Raw genomic sequence first — 21371 nt, 5'->3', positions numbered from 1 at the left:
CCGGCCGTCGTCGGACGGCCCGCGGGATGCGGCCGCCGCCCGGTGCCCTTGCGGGGTACCGGGCGGCGGCCGTGGCACATCTCAGCGTACGAAGGGTGCGGCGCGGCGTTGGCGCAACGTGCGAAGGACACCGGCCGGAGCGGGGAAGGCGCAGCTCAGCGCGGGTGAGGGCGGGGCTCAGCGGGAGAACATCACCGAGCGGACCAGGACCCTCTTCGGGGCGGCCTTGCCGGGGGGAACGACGAAGAAGGTGTCGCTGCTGCAGTCGTCGTCGGCGAAGAGCACGGCGGTGGCGTTCGTCCGGTTGCGCGCGGCGTAGGCGAAGTCGGCGCCGTCCGGCAGCTTGAGGGTGACGCACTCCTTGCCCGGCGGGTTGAAGACGGCCGCCCGCTGGTCCAGCTTGTTGCCGGTGTTGAAGCCGTAGGAGAAGACCCCGTCGGCGGCGTAGGCGGAGGTCGGGGTGGTCAGGGCGAGTACGGCCGCCCCGAAGGCGGCGGCGACGGAGGTACGCAGGCGCATCTGGTGACTCCTCGTGGTTGTCGGTGTCGAGCAACTACTCGGAGTGAATATGGCTCAGCGTATGGCGTCTTTCCCGGCGCCGCCCCGGAAACACCCCTGGTGGCGTAGCGCCCTGAGCCGTTCGAGCCGGTCAGGGGCTCCGCCGTGCGTGCCGGTCAGGAGTTCGGCAGGCGGGCGGGCAGACTGGGCATCGTCGGCAGCTTGAGCTTGCCCTCGGCCTTGGTGAAGTCGTCGGTGGGCCCGCCCTTCCAGCTCACCTTCATCGTCTTGCCGTCGGCGGCCGGTTTGGCGGTGCCCATGGTGCGGGTGGTGTGGCCGCCCATGCACTTCAGCGCGATGACCGTGACGCCCATGGTCTCGGCCTTGCCCTGGCAGGCCACGTTGCTCCCGGCGCCGAGGCCCATCGAAGCGGTGCCCCGGTAGATGACGAGGGTGAGGTCCGAGTCGCCGGTCTTGGCCGTCCAGGCGCCGTCGAGCGCGCTGCCGGCCGCGGGCTTGTCCGCGCCCTGCGTCGGCGCGGCCGGTGCCGGGCTGGTGCTCGGCGCGTCGGCTCCGCCGGTCTTGCCGCTGCTGCCGCAGCCGCTGAGCAGCATGGCGGCGACGGTGGCCGCCCCGGCGATCTGCGCTGCCTTGCGCACGTACGTCTCCTCCGTTGTGGGACAGGAAGACGTGAGGCTAGCAACGCGGCGCACGGTCCGGGCGTGTAACGGGTGGGGCGGGAGGGATTGCGGCGCCGTCGCTACAGAGTTGGCGCGTTGCCGTGACCTTCCGGGGCCCGGACGGGGGAGTTGAGGGGGTTTGACCTTCGTGGCTCACCCGGCGCCGCCCGAGCCCGCCGCCTGGTCCTCGGTCACCGCGGACCGGACCGCGCGGGCGATCCAGTCCGCGTGTGCCAGCCGCTTGAGCTCGCGGCGCACACAGCGCCGGTCGCGGCCGAGCGCCAGCTTGCGATCCAGCTGGACGGCCGCGACGAGGGCCGCGTACGTCCGGTCGCAGGGGTCGGCGAAGCCGGTGGCCAGGGCGCTCTTGAAGCGCGCGTGGGCCGGACCGGCGAGGTCCACCGGGCCGGCCGTCAGGCGTTCGTACCGGAAGAGGCCGAGCGCCCGCCGGGACTCCCGGCGGATCGCGCCGCGCTCCGCCAGCCGCTGCCGGCACAGTTCGTCGACGCCGCGTGCCGCGCTCCGCACCCAGCGCCGGGCCTTGACCTCGCGGCCCTGCCCGCCCTTCGCGGGGTCGGGCAGGGCGGCCAGCGCGCCGTCCAGCACCGGGTCGCCGAGCGGCAGCGGGTTGTGGACGGTGATCCGGCCGCCGGGGCCCTCGCCGACCCGGCCGGCCCACTCCAGTTCCGCGAGGGCGGCGCCGGCCAGGCCGTAGCGCAGGTAGGACGACTCGCACAGCGGCTTGCCGCGCTCCGGGTCCAGAGCCAGGAGCAGCAGTTCCTCGGGCAGGGTGGGCCCCCGGTCCGGGCCGCCGAACGCGCCGCGCCCGGTCATGACGTTCGCGCGGGCCGGATCCGGCCGGTGACCTCGCCCAGGCCGATACGGGAGCCCTCGGGGCCCGGCGCCCACGCGGTCAGCGTGACCTCGTCGCCGTCCTCCAGGTACGGGCCCTTGCCGCCGGTGAGTTCGAGCAGGCAGCCGAGCTGGTCCGGCTCGGGTCCGGAGACCGTGCCGGAGGCGTAGAGGTCGCCGGTGCGCAGCGAGGCGCCGTTGACCGTCATGTGGGCGAGCTGCTGGGCGGCGGTCCAGTACATGGCGGAGAAGGGCGGGCGGGCGACCGTCTCGCCGTTGACGTCCACCTGGATGCGCAGGTCGATGCCACCGGGTTCGGCGTCCGTGTCGTCCAGGTAGGGGAGGACGGGTACGTCGCGGGCGGGCGGCGCCGTACGGGCGTGGTCCAGGGCGTCCAGCGGCGTGATCCAGGCGGACACGGAGGTGGCGAAGGACTTGCCGAGGAAGGGGCCGAGCGGCACGTACTCCCACGCCTGGATGTCGCGCGCCGACCAGTCGTTGACCAGGCAGACGCCGAAGACGTGGTCGCGGAAGCCGGCCAGGCCGACCGGCTCGCCGGGCGCGGACGGGGTGCCGACGACGAAGCCGACCTCCGCCTCGATGTCCAGCCGCGTGGAGGGCCCGAAGACGGGCGCCGCGTCGGCCGGGGCCTTGCGCTGGCCGCTGGGCCGTACCACCGGGGTGCCGGAGACGACGACCGTGCCGGACCGGCCGTGGTACCCGATGGGCAGGTGCTTCCAGTTGGGGGTGAGCGCGTCGGCGTTCGGGCGGAAGATCCGGCCGACGTTGGTGGCGTGGTGCTCGCTGGCGTAGAAGTCGACGTAGTCGGCGACCTCGAACGGCAGGTGCAGCGTGACCGCGTCGAGCGGGAGCAGCAGCGACTCGGTGGCGGCGCGGTGCGCGGGCTCGGTGACGGCGGCGCGTACGGCGTCCCGCACGGCCCGCCAGACGTCCCGGCCCGCGGCGAGCAGCGGGTTGAGGTTCGGTGCGGCGAGCAGGCCGGCGTGCGGGGACTCGGACGTGGTGGCGAGCGCGTTCAGGTCCAGTACGTGGTCGCCGTAGCGGACGCCGATGCGTCGCCGGTCCGGCTCGTCCGCCGTGGCGAAGACGCCGTAGGGCAGGGTGTGCGGCCCGAAGGGGTGGTCTTCGGGCAGGTCGAGCGGGCTCTGCTCGGGCATGTACGGCTCCTCGCGTGGGTCGTCTCGCGTGCGTCGTCACCTGTGGCCGGCGGCCCGGCCGGTGGGCCGGGGGCTCGACGATCAGGTTACGGCCCAACGGCCCGCGGGGGGATGGCCCGTCGGACGGCGGGCGCCGTCGCTCGCGGGACGGTGCGAAAGGCATCGGGAAAGCCGTCTAAAGAGTTCGCAATGTCCTGAAAAGCGGTGCCGGAATGGTCAGTTCGGGCCTAGCGTCCTTGCCGGGCGCGGCCGGGGCGGGACGCGTGCCGTGCCGTTGGGGGGTCAGGTGGCTCGTACCAGCACTTCGTTCACGGTGGACCGGACCGTTCCGGGGCTCGTCGTGAAGATCGGCGGTTACCCGCTGCACCACGGCGGGGTGGGGGCGATCCGCAGTCTGGGCCGCCTCGGTGTGCCCGTATACGCCATCACGGAAGACAGATTCACGCCTGCCGCCGCCTCGCGCTACCTGCACGGGCGCTGCGTCTGGCCGACCACCGGGCGCGAGGACCCCGAGCGGCTCGTCGAGGTGCTGCTGCGCATCGGCAAACGCATCGGCCGGCCCGCGGTCCTGATACCGACCGACGAAGAGGCCGCCGTCCTGATAGCCGAGCACGCCGGCGCCCTCGGCGACCGCTTTCTCTTTCCGCGCACCGAGGCGGGCCTGCCGCGCCGCCTGGCGAGCAAACAGGGGCTGCACGAGCTGTGTGTGGAGCACGGCGTGCCGTCGCCGGCGGCCGCCTTCCCCCAGTCGCAGGCGGACATCGAGCGCTTCGCCGCGCGGGCGCGCTTTCCTGTGGTGGCCAAGAACCGCGAGGCGTTCCAGCGGCGCAGGAGCCCGGCGGTCGCCGGCACGACCCGGATATCGGGCCCCGACCAGCTCATCGGCCTGGCCCGCGACTGGGGGCGGCGGCCGGGCGTGATCCTCCAGGAGTACCTGCCCAGGGAGGAGGCCGAGGACTGGATCGTGCACGCGTACTTCGACGCGGAGAGCTCCGCGCTGGCCCTGTTCACCGGGGTGAAGGTGCGTTCCTGGCCGCCGCACGCAGGCATGACGGCCTGCGCATACGTCGTGGACAACCCGGAACTGGCGGAGATGTCCGCGCAGTTCGTCAAGCGCATCGGTTTCAGCGGCATCGCCGACCTGGACTGGCGCTACGACCGCAGGGACGGCGAGTACAAGCTGCTGGACTTCAACCCGCGGATGGGCGCCCAGTTCCGCCTGTTCGAGAACGAGTCGGGCATCGACGTCGTACGGGCCCAGCACCTGGACCTGACCGGCCGCAAGGTTCCGGAGGGGGAGCAGCGCGCCGGGCAGCGGTTCGTCGTGGAGAACATCGACCTGCCGGCCCTGCTCGCGTACCGGCGCAGCGGCTACACGACGCCGCACGCGCCGCGCCACGCCACCGGCACGGAGCTGGCGTGGCTGGCCGCCGACGATCTCAAGCCGTTCTTCACGATGCTGGCCAGGTTCGTGGGGCCGGGGGCCCGGCACCTGGTGCAGCTGCGGCGCGCGAGCAGACGCGCGCGGGAGGCGGCGCACAGCGCCGCGTTCCGGCAGGCGCGCCCGTAGCGGCGCGGGACGGGAATCCGGACCGGGCGCCGGCCCGGGAATCAGCGGGGCGCCCGGACGGCGACGCCCTGGGGCAGTGGGGAGCACTGCCAGTCGGCAACACCCTGGGGAGGGGAACCGAGTGAACACTCCGGTAGCGGTCATCGGGGCGGGCCCGTACGGCCTGTCGACGGCGGCTCATCTTCGCGCGCGCGGGGTGCCCGTGCGCGTCTTCGGCCGGCCGATGGTGAGCTGGCGCGAGCACATGCCCGCGGGGATGCTGCTCAAGTCGACGCCCGTGGCGTCCAACATCGACACCCCGCGGGCCGGGCACACGCTCCGGGACTTCTGCGACGCGGTCGGCGAGCGGCGCTACGAGTCCGACTGGGACATCGTCCCCGTCGAGGCCTTCGTACGGTACGGCGAGTGGTTCCAGGAGAAGCTGGTCCCCGACCTGGAGCAGGTGCGGGTGGTGTCGGTGGACCGGCGGGCCGGCGGATTCGAGCTGAAGCTGGACAGCGGCGAGGACTTCAGGGCGCGGGCCGTCGTCGTGGCGACCGGGCTGACCGGGTTCGCCAGGATGCCCCGCGAGCTGGCCGCCGCGGTGCCGGACGGGCCGTCCCCCACCGGGCCCGTCTCGCACAGCTCCCAGCACCGGGACCTGTCGGGCTTCGCGGGCCGGGACGTGGTGGTGGTCGGCGCCGGGCAGTCGGCGCTGGAGAGCGCTGTGCTGCTCGCCGAGTCCGGGGCCAAGTCCGTACGGGTCGTGGCGCGCGGGCGTACGGCAGTGGGCTTCGGCTCGCCGCCGGACCGGCAGCCCAAGCTGCGGCCCGGGACACCGTTCGGCAACGCCTGGTCGCTGTACGCGTTCACCAACTACGCGGGCGGCTTCCGGTACCTGCCGGCGCCCACCCGGCGGTACCTGGTGCGCCGGGTGCTGGGGCCGCTGGGCGCCTGGTGGCTGCGGGAGCGCTTCGTGGGGCGCGTCCAGGTCACGGCCGGGCGGCGGATCGCGGGCGCGCGCGTCGAGGACGGCCGGCCCGTGCTGACGCTGCGCGGCCCCGAGGGCCGGACCGGCGAACTGGCCGCCGATCACGTCCTGGCCGCCACCGGCTACCGGGTCGACCTGGCGGCGATGGACTTCCTCGGCCAGGGCCTGCGCACCGGGATCACGGTGAGCGGCGGCGGCCCCCGCCTGGACGCGGGCTTCGGCTCCTCGGTGCCGGGCCTGTACTTCACGGGCCTGCCGGCGGCGGCCTCCTTCGGCCCGGTGATGCGTTTCGTCTGCGGCACCGAGTTCGCCTCCCGGCGGTTGGCGGGGGCGGTGGTGCGGCGCCACTGACGGCGGCGCGGGTACGGCGGGTGCCGGTGGTGGCCGACATGCCGGTGGTCCGCGGCAGGATGCCGCCAAGTCCGAGCTGGACGTACGAGGCGATCAGTCCCCAGGCGGCCTTCGGCGCGGCCGGAAACCCCCGGTCCGGGGTCGGTTTCCGGCCGAGCGCCGCCGCACGGGACCGCCCGGCGGGTGGCCGGCCTGCGGTCGGTGGAAGAACGCGTGGTCGTCGCGGGGGTGTGTGCGAGCGGTCACGGGATGTGGCTTCGGGGGCAATCGGGAAAACACTCGGCCCGACTGCCCCATCTCCCCCAGTGCAAACCGTGATGAATGGGTACGCACGGACATAACGGGCGGTCGTTTGAGGGGTCCGGACGCCCTGCGCGCCGCCCGAGCGCTTCGGAGGGACGGGCGCTCACGGTGATCCAAGTGCGACCGGATACGCTGGCCAATGGTGAAGACAGCGACAGATCGACAATCCGTTTGATCGTCAGCAGACAGGAGTACCCCTCGTGACCGTCGTCGGGCCCTTCGGGCTGAGCGTGCGGGACCAGGCTCTTGAGGCCGATGTCCAGGCCGGGTTGGCGGCTGTCGAGGAAGGCCTGCTGGAGGCCACCAAAAGCGACGTGCCGTTCATCACCGAGGCCGCGCAACACCTCGTACGAGCAGGCGGCAAGCGGTTCCGGCCGCTGCTGGCGATGCTGGCCGCGCAGTTCGGCGACCCGCACACGCCGGGCATCGTCCCCTCGGCCGTCGTCGTCGAGCTGACGCACCTGGCGACGCTGTACCACGACGACGTCATGGACGAGGCGGACGTGCGCCGCGGGGTGGCCAGCGCCAACGCCCGCTGGGGCAACTCCGTCGCGGTGCTGACCGGCGACTTCCTCTTCGCGCGTGCCTCGCACATACTGGCCGACCTCGGCCCGGAGGCCGTACGCATCCAGGCCGAGGCGTTCGAGCGCCTCGTCACCGGCCAGATCCTGGAGACCGCGGGCCCGCGCGACGGCCGCGACCCGATCGACCACTACCTGGACGTCATCGCCGGCAAGACCGGCTCGCTGATCGCCGTCGCCGGCCGCTTCGGCGCCATGATGTCCGGCGCCGACGAGTCCACCGTCAACATCCTGACCCAGTACGGCGAACGGCTCGGCACCGCCTTCCAGCTCGCCGACGACGTCCTGGACATCGCCAGCGACTCCCACGAGTCCGGCAAGACGCCCGGCACCGACCTGCGCGAGGGCATCCCGACCCTGCCGGTCCTGCGCCTGCGTGCCCTGGCCGAGGGGCCGGCCGGCACCGACAAGGACCGCGAGCTGCGCGACCTGCTGGCCGGCGACCTCACCGACGACGTCCGGCACGCCGAGGCGCTGGCCGGGCTGCGCGCCCACCCGGCGCTGGAGCAGGCCCGCCGCGACACGGTGCGCTACGCCGAGGAGGCGCGGGCCATGCTCGTTCCGCTGCCGGAGTGCACGGCGAAGGAGGCCCTTGAGGGGCTGTGCGACTCGGTGGTGCACCGGGCGGGCTGAGCCGCCCCTTTTCCCGGAACGTGCGCCGTGAGGCGCCGTGGCACCTGTGAGGCAGCCGGTGTCCCCTAGGGACCGGTCCGTCTTTGGTCTCATCCGCTCCGCCCTGTGGCGGTGTGAGGTCATCCCACCGGAGTAGGAGGAGTTGGCCCCGGGGGCTGACGCGTACGGCTGGCCGGTTTGGTGGGATTGGGGGCACCACGCCACGGCGGAACGGGTCACAATGAGCCCGGGGGTGGACGAGTGCGTCGCAGAGCAGGCCGCCGCTTACGACGGAGGTAAGGCACATGCCACGGAACCAACCGGCACAGGTCACCGACGAATGGGACGGGGACGGGGGGCGCTCCGCGAAGCGCCGCAAGACGATGCGGTACGCGATCCCGGTCGCGGTCGTGGGCGTCGCGGCGGCCTCGATCGGGCTGGTCCCGGCGTTCGCGGGCTCCGGCTCCCCGGATCTGCCGAAGATCTCGGCGCAGGACCTCATAGCCAAGATCGCGAAATCGGATGTGCAGCAGCTGTCCGGCACGATCCGCACCAACACCGACCTGGGCCTGCCGGCCGGCCTTTCGGGCAGCGGCGCCGCCGCGTTCGGCGGGGCCGCCGAGCGGGGCGGCAAGGCCGGTGACGACACGGGTTCCTCGGCGAGCCCGCAGAGCCGGCTCATGGGCCTGGCGTCCGGGTCGAACACGCTGCGCGTCGCCGCCGACGGGCCCGACAAGCAGCGGGTCTCGGTCGTCGGCAAGGCCGCCGAGTACAACTTCGTGCACAACGGCCGTGACGTCTGGGGTTACGACAGCAAGAGCAACACCGCGTACCACGCCACGATCCCGGCCGACGCGGGCAAGCACGGCTCGGACAAGTCCGGCAAGTCCGGCGGTCCGCAGAACATGACCCCGCAGGAGCTGGCCAAGAAGGCGCTGGAAGCGGTCGGCGACACCACCTCGGTCTCGGTCGACGGCACGGCCAAGGTGGCCGGGCGCGACGCGTACCAGCTCTCGGTCAAGCCCAAGCAGGCCGGCTCCACGGTCGACGCGATCCGCATCTCGGTGGACGCCGAGACCGGTGTGCCGCTGAAGTTCACGCTCACCCCCAAGGGCGGCGGGGCCGCGGCGGTCGACGTGGGTTTCACCTCCGTCGACTTCGCCAAGCCCGCGGCCGGCACCTTCGACTTCAAGCCGCCGAAGGACGCCAAGGTCGTCAACGGCGACCAGGCCGCCGCACAGCACCGCGCCAAGGGCGAGCAGGCCGCCGAGGGCCTCCAGGGCATCCTGGGGCAGCACGGCCTGACCGGCCAGGGCAAGGGCAAGCACGGCAAGGGCGCCGGCGGCTTCGACGTCCTGGGCAACGGCTGGACCTCGATCGCCCACCTCAAGGGCGCCGGATCCGGCCTGGCCACCGGCAAGGGCAAGAACGCCTCCGGTGACGCGGCCAAGCTGCTGGACAGCCTGAGCGAGAAGGTCAGCGGCGACTTCGGCTCCGGCCGGCTGTTCAGCACGCGCCTGGTCAACGCCCTGGTGACGGACGACGGCTCGGTCTACGCCGGTGCCGTGGACAAGGAAACCCTGATCAAGGCGGCCAACGCCGCGAAGTGACCGCGGAAGCGGGGCGGGCCGTCCGGGCCCGCCCCGCCACAGTGGGGGAGCCGATGACACAGCCGTCCGCCGGGGACCGGGTGATCGAGACCCGGGGCCTGACGAAGCGGTACCGCGGCGGGCAGCTCGCCGTCGACGGCCTCGACCTCGCCGTGCCACGCGGCAGTGTCTTCGGCTTCCTCGGCCCCAACGGCTCGGGCAAGACCACCACCATCCGCATGCTGCTGGGCCTGATCGATCCTTCTTCGGGCGCCGCCCGGCTGCTCGGCGAGCCGATGCCGCGGGCGGCCCGCCGGGTGCTCCCCAGGGTCGGTGCCCTCATCGAGGGCCCGGCCCTGTACGGCTTCCTCAGCGGGCGCGACAACCTCGTCCGGTACGACGCGGCCGACCCGGACGCCGACCCCCGTACCCGCGCGCAGCGGGTGGACGGCGCGCTCGAACGCGTCGGGCTGGCCGCCGCGTCCCGTAAGAAGGCCCGCGCCTACTCGCTGGGCATGAAGCAACGCCTGGGACTGGCCGCCGCGCTCCTGCGGCCACGGGAACTGCTCGTCCTGGACGAGCCGACCAACGGCCTGGACCCGCAGGGCATGCGGGAGATCCGCACCCTGGTCAGGGAGCTGGCGGGCGACGGCACCACCGTCTTCCTCTCCTCCCACCTCCTCGACGAGATCGAGCAGGTCTGCACGCACGCCGCGGTGATGGCGCGCGGCCGGCTGATCACCCAGGGCACGGTCGCCGCGCTGGCCGCCGGCGCACGGGGACGGCTGGTGGTCGGCACCACCGACACCGCCGACGCGGTGCGGGTGCTCAAGGAGTACGGCGTGACCGACCTCGTGGTCACGGAGGAGCGGGTGAGCGGGGAACCGCCGGCACCGGCCGGCGGGCCCCCCGGAGCGGCCGCTCCGCTCGATCCCGCCGAGGTGAACGCCGCGCTCGTACGCGCCGGGGTACGCGTACACGCCTTCGGCACGGAACGGGCGTCCCTGGAGGACGTCTTCGTACGGCTCACGGGAGAGGGCTTCGATGTCGCGGGTTGAGACAGCCGGGGCCGGGGCCGCCCTCCGTACGCCGCGGTCGCTCGGCCTGCTGCGCAACGAGATCGGTACGACCTTCCGGCGCTGGCGCACCCTCGCGCTGCTCGGCGTCCTCGCCGCCGTACCGGTCCTGATCGGCGTCGCCGTGCGGATCGAGACGGGCGGCGACGGCGGCGGGCCGGGCGCTTCGGGCGGCGCGGCCTTCATCTCGCAGGTCACCAACAACGGCCTCTTCCTGGTCTTCACCTCGCTGGCCGCGACCCTGCCGGTCTTCCTGCCGCTGGCGGTCGGTGTGGTGGCCGGGGACTGCGTCGCGGGCGAGGCCAACGCCGGGACGCTGCGCTACCTGCTCGTCGCGCCCGCGGGGCGGACAAAGCTGCTGCTGGTCAAGTACGCGACCACGGTGACGTTCTGTCTGGTGGGCACGCTGGTCGTGGCGGCTTCGGCCCTGGTGGCCGGCGTGCTGCTCTTCCCCGTCGGCGAGGTGACGCTGCTGTCCGGCACCACCGTGCCGTTCGGCGAGGGGCTGCTGCGGGCGCTGGCCGTCGCGGGCGTCGTGGCCTGCTCCCTCGTCGGTGTCGCGGCGATCGGGCTGTTCGTCTCGACGCTGACCAACAGCGGGATCGCCGCGATGGCCACCACGGTCGGCCTGCTGATCATGGTCCAGATCCTGGACGCCATCCCGCAGCTGCACGCGATCCAGCCGTATCTCTTCCCGCACTACTGGCTGTCCTTCGCCGACGTACTGCGCGACCCCGTCTACTGGGACCAGCTCCAGAAGAACCTCGGCCTCCAGGCGCTGTACGCGGCCGTCTTCGGCTCCGCGGCCTGGGCGCGCTTCACCGCCCGGGACATCACGTCCTGAACGCCGGCCGGTGACCGCTGCCGCTCCGGCCGGAGCGGCAGCGGCCCGCCGTCAGAAGGTCAGCTTCCAGCTGTCGATATAGCCGGTGTCCTGCGGACCGATGTCCTGCACCCGCAGCTGCCAGGTGCCGTCGGCCGTCTCGGCGGACGCGTCCACGGTGTACGTGGCGATCACGTCGGCCGCCGAGTCCGAGCCGTTCGAGCTCTTCAGCCGGTACGCCCGCCCGCTCGGGCCGACCAGGTCGATCACCAGGTCGCCGCGGTAGCTGTGCTTGACGGCCACACCGACCTGGAGCGCGGCCGGCGCGTTGCCCGTACGTCCGGTGACCGTCACCGGCGAGGTCACCGCGGCGCCCGCGTCCGGGATCTGCACGTCGGCGGTGTTCTCGAAGACGGTGCCGCCGGGCGGGGTGGTCGTGCCGACGCCCAGTGCCCACACCGCGTGCGCGACGGCGTCGCTGTTGCGGTCCAGGGCGGTGTCGTTGATGTTCGACGAGGTGTCGCAGGAGCGGTGGTAGCAGCGGTCGAAGGGCTGGCCCGCCGTGCCGCCCCACTTCTGCGCCTGGGCGGCCGTCTTGGTGTAGTCGGCGCCCGAGAACAGGCCGCCGACGGCGATGCCGACGTTCTTGAAGGGGGCGTGGTCGCTGCGGCCGTCGCCCTCGGTCTCGATCTCGGTGGGGATGCCGCGCGCGGCGTAGAAGTCCTTGAAGACGCCCTCGATCTGCGGGTTGTCGTCGTAGACGAAGTAGCCGGGGTTCGGCGAGCCCACCATGTCGAAGTTCAGGTAGCCGCTGAACTTCGCGCGGTCGGCCGCGGACAGCCGGCTGACGTAGTACTGGGAGCCGCGCATGCCCAGTTCCTCGGCGCCCCACCAGCCGAAGCGCAGGTGCTTGGTGGGTTTGGCGGCCTCGCGGGCCACCGCCAGCGCGGTTTCCAGGACCGCGGCGGAGCCGGAGCCGTTGTCGTTGATGCCGGGTCCCGCGCTGACGGAGTCGAGGTGGGCGCCGGCCATCAGGACCTGGTTCGGGTCGCCGCCGGGCCAGTCGGCGATCAGGTTGTAGCCGGTGGCGCCGCTCGCGGTGAACTGCTGCACGCTGGTGGTGAAGCCCGCCGCGTCCAGCTTGCCCTTGATGTAGTCGAGCGACGCCCGGTAACCGGCCCGGCCGTGGGCCCGGTTGCCGCCGTTGGCGGTGGCGATCGACTGGAGCTGGCCCAGGTGGGCCTTGACGTTGGCCACCGGGATGTCGGGGGCGGCGAGCGCGGTGGCGGCCGTGGGAGTGGGGGAGTGGCCGGCGGCGGGCGCGGCGGTTGCCGCACCGGCCGCCCCGGGTATCGCAACGATCAGGCCGATCGCGGCACCGGTGGCGGTGAGCCGGAAGCCGCCGGGGCCGCCTCCCCTGCCGCTGCCGCCGGCGGGGTCCCCGCCAGTGCCGGATCTTCGAAAACGAAGGGTCGCAGAGCGTATACCAGCGTTCCATGCCATGAGAGGGGTCTCCGGATTCCGAACGTGAGGTGAACGGACCGTGCGTGGCGCGAAGTTGATGCTGGGCGCGGCACGCCCCGCTGGCAAGGCGGAAACCGGACACCCCGCCCCGCATATCGCGCACGGCGGTACGCGGCGGCCTACCGGGGCTACGAGGTGCGCCGCGAGGCGGCCGTGGTGGCCTCCGGAGCAGCCGGAACCGACGCGGGGCCGGCGGGCGCGGCGGGCCGGCCGGCGGCCGCGACGCGTGCCGCGGCCAGGGCCGTGCGCCCCGTACGGGCGGTACGGATCGCGTCGTACGTCAGGAGCACCAGCGCCAGCCAGACGAGGGCGAAGCCCGCCCAGCGCTCCGGCGGCATCTCCTCGTGGAAGACCAGCAGGCCGAGGGCGAACTGGAAGGTCGGCGCCAGGTACTGGAGCATGCCGAGCACGGTCAGCGGCAGGCGCATGGCCGCCGCGCCGAAGGCGATCAGCGGCAGCGCGGTGGCCACGCCGCAGCCCATGAGCAGCAGCATCCGGCCTGTCCCGCCCGTCACGAACCCGGCGTCGCCGCGCACACCGAGATAGACCAGGATGCCGAGCGCGGGCAGGAACTGCATCGCCGTCTCCGCGCTGAAGCCCTCGATCCCGTCCATCTTCACACCCTTCTTGACCAGGCCGTACGTGGCGAACGAGAACGCCAGCGCGAGCGAGATCCAGGGCACCTTGCCGTACGCCACGGCCATCACGACCACCGCCGTGCTGCCGACGCCCACGGCCGCCCACTGCAACGGGCGCAGCCGCTCACGCAGCACCAGCACGCCGAAGGCGATGCTGACCAGCGGGTTGATGAAGTAGCCCAGACTCGCTTCGAGTACGTGTCCGGCGTTGACCGCCCAGATGTACAGGAACCAGTTGACGGAGATGACCGCGGCGCAGACCAGGACCAGGCCGAGCCGCTTGGGCTGCCGCACCAACTGCCGCGTCCAGGACCAGCGGCGCAGCCCGGCCAGGATGACGACGGCGACCGGCAGCGACCACACCATCCGGTGGGCCAGGATCTCGGCGGGGGCCAGGTCGCCCAGTAGGTGCCAGTAAAGGGGGAGCAGGCCCCACACCACGTATGCGGCCGTGCCGTAGACGAGTCCTGTGTGCTGGTCCGACTGGGGTTGCAAGGGGCCCTCCGCTGAATGCCGCTCCACCCGCGCCGCCTTGGCTGCGGTTCGCGATCTGAAGGTAACGCCAGAAGGGCCGGATGTCATGCCCGTACCGCAATACGGTCATGACAGCCGCGCGGGCCGGCGAAGGCCGCGGAGGAGGCGGGTTCCGGCCGAAAACAGTGGTGCCCGTACGAGACGCGGGACGACGTCTCGTACGGGCACCGAAAGCGGCGCGGGCGGGGGCTAGCCGACCACGGTCCAGGTGTCGTTGCCGGCGAGCAGGGAGGCGAGGTCGCCCTTGCCCTTCTGCTCGATGGCGGTGTCGAGTTGGTCGCCCATGAGGGTGTCGTAGACGGGGCGGTCGACATTGCGCAGCACGCCGATGGGGGTGTGGTGCAGGGTGTCGGGGTCGGCGAGGCGGGAGAGGGCGAAGGCGGTCGTGGGGGAGGGGCTGTGCGCGTCGTGGACGAGCACCGCGTCCGCGCCCTCCGCCGTCACGTCGACGACCTTCAGGTCGCCGGTGGCCGGGTCGCGGACCACGCCCTTGGACCCCAGGCCGTCGGCGGCCGGGGCGCCGAAGCGGATCGGCTGCCCGTGCTCCAGGCGGATGACGGCCTCTTCGGCCTGCTGCTTGTCCTTGAGGACCTCGAAGGCGCCGTCGTTGAAGATGTTGCAGTTCTGGTAGATCTCCACCAGTGCCGTGCCGGGGTGGGCGGCGGCCGCGCGCAGCACGCTGGTCAGGTGCTTGCGGTCGGAGTCGACGGTGCGGGCTACGAAGGAGGCCTCGGCGCCGAGGGCCAGCGACACCGGGTTGAAGGGCGCGTCCAGCGAGCCCATCGGCGTCGACTTCGTGATCTTGCCGACCTCGGAGGTGGGGCTGTACTGGCCCTTGGTCAGGCCGTAGATCCGGTTGTTGAACAGCAGGATCTTGAGGTTGACGTTGCGGCGCAGGGCGTGGATGAGGTGGTTGCCGCCGATGGACAGGGCGTCACCGTCGCCGGTGACCACCCATACCGACAGATCGCGCCGGGAGGAGGCCAGGCCGGTGGCGATGGCCGGGGCACGGCCGTGGATGGAGTGCATCCCGTAGGTGTTCATGTAGTACGGGAAGCGGGAGGAGCAGCCGATGCCGGAGACGAAGACGATGTTCTCCTTGGCCAGGCCGAGTTCGGGCATGAAGCCCTGCACGGCGGCCAGCACGGCGTAGTCCCCGCAGCCGGGGCACCAGCGCACCTCCTGGTCGGACTTGAAGTCCTTCATGGACTGCTGCGCCTCGGCCTTGGGCACCAGGGAAAGCGCCTCGATCGTCGAGGACCCCTCCGCGATCGTCTCAGTCATTGATGGCCTCCTTAAAGACCTCCGCAAGCTGTTCGGCCTTGAACGGCATTCCGCTGACCTGGGTGTGGGAGCGGGCGTCGACGAGGTACTTGGCCCGCAGCAAGGTGGCGAGCTGGCCGAGGTTCATCTCCGGCACCACGACCTTGTCGTAGCGGGCGAGTACCTCGCCCAGGTTGTGCGGGAAGGGGTTGAGGTGGCGCAGGTGGGCCTGGGCGACGCGGCCGCCCTCGCGCCGTACCCGGCGCACCGCGGCGGTGATCGGCCCGTACGTCGAGCCCCAGCCCAGTACCAGGGTGTCGGCGCCGCCGTCCGGGTCGTCCACGGCCACCTCGGGCACCGCGATGCCGTCGATCTTTGCTTGGCGGGTGCGGACCATGAAGTCGTGATTGGCCGGGTCGTAGGAGATGTTGCCGGTGCCGTCCTGCTTCTCGATCCCGCCGATGCGGTGCTCCAGGCCCGGCGTGCCGGGCACCGCCCACGGCCGCGCGAGCGTCTGCTCGTCGCGCTTGTACGGCCAGAACACCTCCGTGCCGTCCGCCAGCGTGTGGTTCGGGCCGGAGGCGAACTGCACCCGCAGGTCGGGCAGCTGGTCGACCTCGGGGATGCGCCACGGCTCGGAGCCGTTGGCCAGGTAGCCGTCGGAGAGCAGGAAGACCGGGGTGCGGTAGGCCAGCGCGATGCGGGCCGCCTCCAGCGCCGCGTCGAAGCAGTCGGCGGGCGTCTGCGGCGCCACGATCGGCACCGGGGCCTCCCCGTTGCGCCCGTACATCGCCTGCAGCAGGTCCGCCTGCTCGGTCTTGGTGGGCAGGCCGGTCGAGGGCCCGCCGCGCTGGATGTCCACGATCACCAGCGGCAGCTCCAGGGAGACCGCCAGCCCGATCGTCTCCGACTTCAGCGCCACCCCGGGCCCGGAGGTGGTGGTCACCGCCAGCGCCCCGCCGAAGGCGGCGCCCAGTGCCGCGCCGATCCCGGCGATCTCGTCCTCGGCCTGGAAGGTGCGCACGCCGAAGTTCTTGTGGCGGGACAGCTCGTGCAGGATGTCGGAGGCGGGGGTGATCGGGTAGGAGCCCAGGTACAGCGGCAGGTCGGCCTGCTGCCCGGCGGCGATCAGGCCGTAGGACAGGGCCAGGTTGCCGGAGATGTTGCGGTAGGTGCCGGTCGGGAAGGCGGCGGTGGCCGGCGCGACCTGGTAGGAGACGGCGAAGTCCTCGGTGGTCTCGCCGAAGTTCCAGCCCGCCCGGAACGCGGCCACGTTCGCCTCGGCGATCTGCGGCTTCTTGGCGAACTTGCGGCGCAGGAACGCCTCGGTGCCCTCGGTGGGCCGGTGGTACATCCACGACAGCAGGCCCAGCGCGAACATGTTCTTGGACCGCTCGGCCTCCTTCCGGGACAGGCCGAAGTCCTTGAGCGCCTCGATGGTCAGCGTCGTCAGCGGCACCGGGTGGACGTTGTACGCCTCCAGCGAGCCGTCCTCCAGCGGGCTGACGGCGTAACCGACCTTGGCCATCGGGCGCTTGGTGAACTCGTCGGTGTTGACGATGATGTCCGCGCCGCGCGGTACGTCGGCCAGGTTCGCCTTCAGGGCCGCCGGGTTCATCGCCACCAGCACGTTGGGGGCGTCACCGGGGGTGAGGATGTCGTGGTCGGCGAAGTGCAGCTGGAAACTGGAGACGCCCGGCAGGGTGCCGGCCGGGGCCCGGATCTCGGCGGGGAAGTTCGGCAGGGTCGAGAGGTCGTTGCCGAAGGACGCCGTCTCGGACGTGAACCGGTCGCCCGTGAGTTGCATGCCGTCACCCGAATCGCCCGCGAACCGGATGATCACCCGGTCCAGGCGACGTACCTCTTTACCGCCGTCATTACCGCCTCCGGCGCCGGTCCCGGGAGCGGGCGGCTCCCCGGTGAGCGCTCCGTCGGCCTGCTCGGCTTGGCTGCTGACCTGGCTGGTCACTGCTTCGGACCTCCCTTGGGGCGGTGGCTCGGGACTCGTCGTGCCGACCGGTCGTCCCACGAACATCGTACGTGGGTAAGGGTCGCCTTCCCTGGGCCGATCACATGATGGACGTGGACGTGAGACGCCGTTCTGTCAGGAATTGTCATGGAACAACCGCCCCCCGGCCCCCTTCTCCAAGACGCTTGCGTCTCGGCCATTGGTTCTACTCCTTTGGTCCCGGTACGGCCCCGGCCGTACCCGGACCTGCGCGGCTGACGGCGTGTCGGTTTCTCAGGAGTCGAGATAGGTGAGCACGGCCAGCACCCGCCGGTGATCCCCGTCACTCTGCGACAGGCCCAGCTTGAGGAAGATGTTGCTGACGTGCTTCTCCACCGCACCGTCGCTCACCACCAGCTGCCGTGCGATCGCCGAGTTCGTCCGCCCCTCGGCCATCAGCCCCAGGACCTCACGCTCCCGCGGCGTGAGATGCGCCAGCACGTCCTGCTTGCGGCTGCGGCCCAGAAGCTGCGCGACCACTTCGGGGTCCAGCGCGGTGCCCCCCTCGGCGACCCGGACCACCGCGTCGACGAACTCCCGCACTTCGGCTACCCGGTCCTTGAGGAGATAGCCGACCCCGTGACTGGATCCCGCCAGCAATTCCGTCGCGTACTGCTCCTCCACGTACTGCGACAGCACCAGCACCCCCAGCCCCGGGTGATCGCGCCGCAGCCGCACCGCGGCCCGTACCCCCTCGTCCGTGTGCGTCGGCGGCATCCGTACGTCCGCCACGACCACGTCCGGCAGCGCGTCCTCCGCGGCCAGCTCCCCGATGACCTTGATCAGCGCTTCGGCGTCGCCCACCCCGGCCACGACGTCGTGCCCCCGGTCGGTCAGCAACCGGGTCAGGCCCTCCCGAAGCAACACCGAATCCTCGGCGATGACCACCCGCACCCTGTCCTCCACGTCTTTCAAGCCCCCACGTTTCGGTGTTTTCCCACCCCTGCGCCCCCAAGCATCCCAGCATCCGATCCCGCCCGCCCCCAGCCGCCGGGATTAAAGGAGGTGACAGTTCAGAGGGAGGGAAACCGGAGGGGCGAAGTCCGAACGCGCGCCGGTTCCGCCGGTGGGCGGAGCACAGCCGGCCGGCTGATGGCACAGGCTCTTACGGGCCCGGGGGCAAACCGGGTCGTCCCGGAACACGCCGAAGGGGCGAAGCCGGTCCGCCCTGGTGGGAAACCAGGCCGTACGGCTCGCCCCTTCGACGCCCCCCGGAGCGGCGCGGCCGACGGGTATCAGCCCCGCCAGGGCAACTCCGCCGTGATCGCCGTCGGCCCGCCCACCGGGGAGTCGACGACGAGCAGGCCGTCGACCGCGCCGAGCCGTTCCGCCAGGCCCGCCAGCCCGCTGCCCGATTCGGTGTTCGCGCCGCCCTGGCCGTCGTCCGTGACGAGAACCATGATCCGGTCACCCGCATGCCACACGTCCACGGTGGCGGCGGACGCGCGAGCGTGCTTGGAGACGTTCTGCAGCAGCTCGGAGACGGTGAAGTAGGCGATGCCCTCGATGGCGGCGGCGGGGCGGTGGTCCAGGTCGACGGAGACCTTGACCGGCACCGTGCAGCGGCCGGCCAGCGAGGTCAGGGCCGGGCCCAGCCCCCGGTCCGTGAGGATCGCCGGGTGGATGCCCCGCGCGAGGTCCCGCAGCTCCTGGAGGGCCACCTTCACCTCGCCGTGCGCCTCGTCCACCATCTTGGCCGCGGCCTGCGGGTCCTCCGCCAGCTTCTCCTTCGCGAGCCCCAGGTCCATGGCGAGCGCCACCAGCCGCGCCTGCGCGCCGTCGTGCAGGTCCCGCTCGATGCGCCGCAGGTCGGCGGCGGCGGTGTCCACGACCACCCCGCGGTCCGTCTCCAGCTCCGATACGCGCGTGGCGAGCCGGGACGGGCCCAGCAGCCCGTACACCAGGACCCGGTCCACCTGCGTCAGCCCGTGTATCACCCACGGCCCGGCCAGCACGAGCACCAGCCCGAGACCGCTGGCCAGCGCCACCCCGCCGGGGGAGTCCAGATAGAGGCCGTCGCCGCGCCCGTTGCCCCACAGCTGGATGCCCGGCTGGTCGAGGTAGGCGGGGAACGTCCACTGCCACAGCGGGTAGAGGAACAGCGACCAGGCCACCGTCCAGAACGTCACCGCCACGGAGAACGCGAACACGGCCCAGGGCATCTGCAGCACGCCGTACAGGAAATGACGCCAGGAGGCGCCGCTCTTGAGGACCGCCGCGACCCGGCCCATCATCCCCGGCTTGCCGGCCCGCAGCGGCTCCGGAGCGTCCACGTCCATGTGCAACAGGGCGCGCGCACGGACGCGCTCCAGATGCCCCATCCCCCGGCAGCCGAGCAGCCCGCCCGCGAGGACGGGTATGCCCAGGAAGGTGACCAGCAGGCCCGCCCCGATCGCGATCATGGTGATGGCGTAGGTGAACATCACGACCGACACCGGGAGGCTGAGGACGAGGTAGAGGAACTCCCGCCAGGTACGCCCCGAGAACGGGGCGCGCAGCGCGGCGGGCACCCGCGGGCGTGTGGATCGAGGTTCGTACGCGGTATCCATCATCTCGTCGTCCGTTCTGCCAAGTCCGGGCCGGCCCATCGCCGGTGCCTTCCGGCGCCTTCGGCCACGTCCGGCCGCTGCCGCTGCCGGCGCCGCCGCTTCCGGCGCCGCCAGTACCTCAAGGCTCGGGGATCGGCGCGGTCCGCACCATGAGGGACAGCGCAGTCTTCAACCTGGGGTTATCCCCACCCCGCGCCGCCGCCACTACCCGTGCGGCCTCCCCCCGCTGGCCCCCGACCTCTTCCCCGCCCCCAACCTTTTCCCTGTCCCCGGCCCTTCCCTGCTCCCGGCCCCTTCCCCGCCCCCGGCTCCTTTCCTGTTTCCTGCTCCCGGCTCCGCCACGGCAGTTCGGCCGTCACCCGCGTCGGCCCGCCGGCCGGCGAATCGAGGACGAACAGCCCGTCCACCGCCCCCAGCCGCTCCGCCAGCCCGGCCATCCCGCTGCCGCCGTCCAGCCGCGCTCCGCCCCGCCCGTCGTCCTGCACCTGGAGCAGCAGCCGGTCCCGCGCCCGCCAGACCTCCACCCGCGCGGACCGTGCGCCACTGTGCTTGGAGACGTTCTGCAGCAGCTCCGAGACGGTGAAGTACGCGATGCCCTCGATCGCCGGCGCGGGCCGCTCCGCCACGTCCACCTCGACCTCCACCGGCACCGTGCAGCGGCCGGCCAGCGAGGTCAGGGCCGGGCCCAGCCCCCGGTCCGTGAGGATCGCCGGATGGATGCCGCGGGCGAGGTCCCGCAGCTCCTGGAGGGCGAGTTTCACCTCGCCGTGCGCCTCGTCCACCATCTGCGCCGCCGCGTCCGGGTCCTCCAGCAGCTTCTCCTTCGCCAGCCCGAGCCCCATCGCCAGCGCGACGAGCCGGGCCTGCGCGCCGTCGTGCAGGTCCCGCTCGATCCGGCGCAGGTCGGCGGCGGCCGCGTCGGAAACCGTCGCGCGGTCCGTCTTCAGCTCGGCGATCCGCCGCTCCAACTCGTCGGAGGGCGACAGCAGGCCGCGGACCATCATCCGGTCGGCGTTGGCCAGTCCGCGCGCGACCCACGGCAGCACGGGCCAGGCCACGAAGAGCGAGACGAGCACCACCGGAAAGGTCAGCAGCGACCAGGGCAGCCGGACGATCGTGTACAGCGCGTGCCGCCACCCGACCGGGTCCTTCAACCGCAGCCACACCCAGGAGAAGAACCCCTGGTCCAGCGCCCGCAACGGACTGGGCTCCGCCACCCGTACGCCCAGCAGACGCCGCGCGCGGGCACGTTCCAGCTTCCCGTACTGCCGGCACACCAGCAGCCCCGCCGCGAGCAGCGGCAGCCCGACCACGGTGACGGACAGCCCGATACCGGCCACCAGCCAGACCACCAGTACGGCGAAGGCGGTCACGCCCAACGGGAAGTTGGTCAGCAGGTGCGCGATCTCCCGCCAGGTCACGGAGGAGAGCGCGGCACGCGGCGGCGGCAGGGGCTCGTCGGCGTGCCCGGTGACGGACGACGCGAAAAGCCCGCCCGAAGCCGAAGGGCGCCCCTGGCGCCCGTCATGAACGGAACGTGCGGTCATATGCCCTAGCTTGCCGGTAGCCACCCGAGCTGACCATGGGGGATGTTGGTGGGCGGAGGTGGGGTTTGCCCCACCCCCGCCCACCAACCCGCCCTCCGAAACGGCCCTGCCCGGGAACCGCCGTCGATGTCAGTGGCGTCTGATAAATCTGTATTGATTCCGCCTCACTGTTCCAAATGCTGTTGCTGTCACCAGTGCGGCACTAGTTGGGTGGTCGGTGAACGG

17 protein-coding genes are annotated in these 21371 nt (G+C 72.3%); 6 read left to right on the top strand and 11 right to left on the bottom strand.

From position 1 onward, the window contains the following. Nucleotides 1-177: 177 nt before the first annotated feature. The 4 genes from ACH4K4_RS20825 to fahA form a co-directional block, all read right to left on the bottom strand. Nucleotides 178-519 carry a hypothetical protein gene (locus tag ACH4K4_RS20825; protein ID WP_398169032.1) on the bottom strand — a complete coding sequence of 114 codons (342 nt, stop codon included), beginning with the start codon at nucleotides 517-519 and terminating at the stop codon, nucleotides 178-180. Between the two features lie 155 nt (nucleotides 520-674). After that, nucleotides 675-1157 (bottom strand): hypothetical protein, encoded by a 483-nt coding sequence (locus ACH4K4_RS20820; RefSeq protein ID WP_398169030.1) that lies wholly within the window; start codon nucleotides 1155-1157, stop codon nucleotides 675-677. 174 nt (nucleotides 1158-1331) lie between these two features. Further along, nucleotides 1332-2012 carry a GPP34 family phosphoprotein gene (locus tag ACH4K4_RS20815; RefSeq protein ID WP_398169029.1) on the bottom strand — a complete coding sequence of 227 codons (681 nt, stop codon included), beginning with the start codon at nucleotides 2010-2012 and terminating at the stop codon, nucleotides 1332-1334. Then, nucleotides 2009-3208: a fumarylacetoacetase gene (fahA, locus tag ACH4K4_RS20810; protein ID WP_398169027.1), complete on the bottom strand. Its 1200-nt coding sequence runs from the start codon at nucleotides 3206-3208 to the stop codon at nucleotides 2009-2011. The genes ACH4K4_RS20815 and fahA overlap by 4 nt, the downstream gene beginning before the upstream one ends. A 286-nt stretch (nucleotides 3209-3494) precedes the next feature. Between fahA and ACH4K4_RS20805 the strand changes: the two genes are divergently transcribed. The 6 genes from ACH4K4_RS20805 to ACH4K4_RS20780 all read left to right on the top strand — a co-directional run bounded on the left by ACH4K4_RS20805 (nucleotide 3495) and on the right by ACH4K4_RS20780 (nucleotide 11104). Continuing rightward, entirely contained in the window at nucleotides 3495-4778 is a 1284-nt protein-coding gene (locus ACH4K4_RS20805) for an ATP-grasp domain-containing protein (protein ID WP_398169025.1), read from the top strand. A 121-nt stretch (nucleotides 4779-4899) separates the two neighbouring features. Beyond that, entirely contained in the window at nucleotides 4900-6099 is a 1200-nt protein-coding gene (locus tag ACH4K4_RS20800; protein ID WP_398169024.1) for an FAD-dependent oxidoreductase, read from the top strand. A gap of 503 nt (nucleotides 6100-6602) precedes the next feature. Then, a complete protein-coding gene (locus tag ACH4K4_RS20795; protein WP_398169022.1) occupies nucleotides 6603-7616 on the top strand; it encodes a polyprenyl synthetase family protein in 1014 nt (337 codons plus the stop codon). A 284-nt stretch (nucleotides 7617-7900) separates the two neighbouring features. Continuing rightward, nucleotides 7901-9205, top strand: coding sequence for an outer membrane lipoprotein carrier protein LolA (locus ACH4K4_RS20790; RefSeq protein WP_398169020.1), 1305 nt, complete (start codon nucleotides 7901-7903; stop codon nucleotides 9203-9205). A gap of 53 nt (nucleotides 9206-9258) precedes the next feature. Continuing rightward, complete coding sequence (locus tag ACH4K4_RS20785) at nucleotides 9259-10242, top strand: ABC transporter ATP-binding protein (protein ID WP_398169019.1); 984 nt, start codon at nucleotides 9259-9261, stop codon at nucleotides 10240-10242. Beyond that, nucleotides 10229-11104: an ABC transporter permease gene (locus ACH4K4_RS20780; protein WP_398169018.1), complete on the top strand. Its 876-nt coding sequence runs from the start codon at nucleotides 10229-10231 to the stop codon at nucleotides 11102-11104. The genes ACH4K4_RS20785 and ACH4K4_RS20780 overlap by 14 nt, the downstream gene beginning before the upstream one ends. Before the next feature lie 51 nt (nucleotides 11105-11155). Here the strand turns inward: ACH4K4_RS20780 and ACH4K4_RS20775 are convergent, their stop codons facing one another. From ACH4K4_RS20775 to ACH4K4_RS20745, 7 genes are all read right to left on the bottom strand, one after another. Further along, nucleotides 11156-12586 (bottom strand): M28 family metallopeptidase, encoded by a 1431-nt coding sequence (locus tag ACH4K4_RS20775; protein WP_398169017.1) that lies wholly within the window; start codon nucleotides 12584-12586, stop codon nucleotides 11156-11158. A gap of 149 nt (nucleotides 12587-12735) precedes the next feature. Continuing rightward, nucleotides 12736-13740 (bottom strand): EamA family transporter RarD, encoded by a 1005-nt coding sequence (rarD, locus tag ACH4K4_RS20770; protein WP_398169015.1) that lies wholly within the window; start codon nucleotides 13738-13740, stop codon nucleotides 12736-12738. Nucleotides 13741-13968: 228 nt separating this feature from the next. Next, the gene (locus ACH4K4_RS20765; protein WP_398169013.1) at nucleotides 13969-15063 is read right to left on the bottom strand and encodes a 2-oxoacid:ferredoxin oxidoreductase subunit beta; all 1095 of its coding nucleotides are present in this window, start codon (nucleotides 15061-15063) and stop codon (nucleotides 13969-13971) included. Continuing rightward, on the bottom strand, nucleotides 15056-17011 hold the full coding sequence (locus ACH4K4_RS20760; protein WP_398169012.1) for a 2-oxoacid:acceptor oxidoreductase subunit alpha: 1956 nt from the start codon (nucleotides 17009-17011) through the stop codon (nucleotides 15056-15058). Before ACH4K4_RS20760 ends, ACH4K4_RS20765 begins: the two co-directional genes overlap by 8 nt. Before the next feature lie 273 nt (nucleotides 17012-17284). Continuing rightward, on the bottom strand, nucleotides 17285-17944 hold the full coding sequence (locus ACH4K4_RS20755) for a LuxR C-terminal-related transcriptional regulator (RefSeq protein WP_398169211.1): 660 nt from the start codon (nucleotides 17942-17944) through the stop codon (nucleotides 17285-17287). A 341-nt stretch (nucleotides 17945-18285) separates the two neighbouring features. Further along, nucleotides 18286-19602 carry a sensor histidine kinase gene (locus tag ACH4K4_RS20750; protein WP_398169010.1) on the bottom strand — a complete coding sequence of 439 codons (1317 nt, stop codon included), beginning with the start codon at nucleotides 19600-19602 and terminating at the stop codon, nucleotides 18286-18288. A 176-nt stretch (nucleotides 19603-19778) separates the two neighbouring features. Beyond that, nucleotides 19779-21146: a sensor histidine kinase gene (locus tag ACH4K4_RS20745; protein WP_398169009.1), complete on the bottom strand. Its 1368-nt coding sequence runs from the start codon at nucleotides 21144-21146 to the stop codon at nucleotides 19779-19781. Nucleotides 21147-21371: the final 225 nt, after the last annotated feature.

The sequence above is a fragment of the Streptomyces sp. NPDC017529 genome, assembly GCF_044329785.1.
Taxonomy (GTDB): Bacteria; Actinomycetota; Actinomycetes; order Streptomycetales; family Streptomycetaceae; genus Streptomyces.
This window is presented reverse-complemented; position numbering and strand designations above follow the sequence as displayed.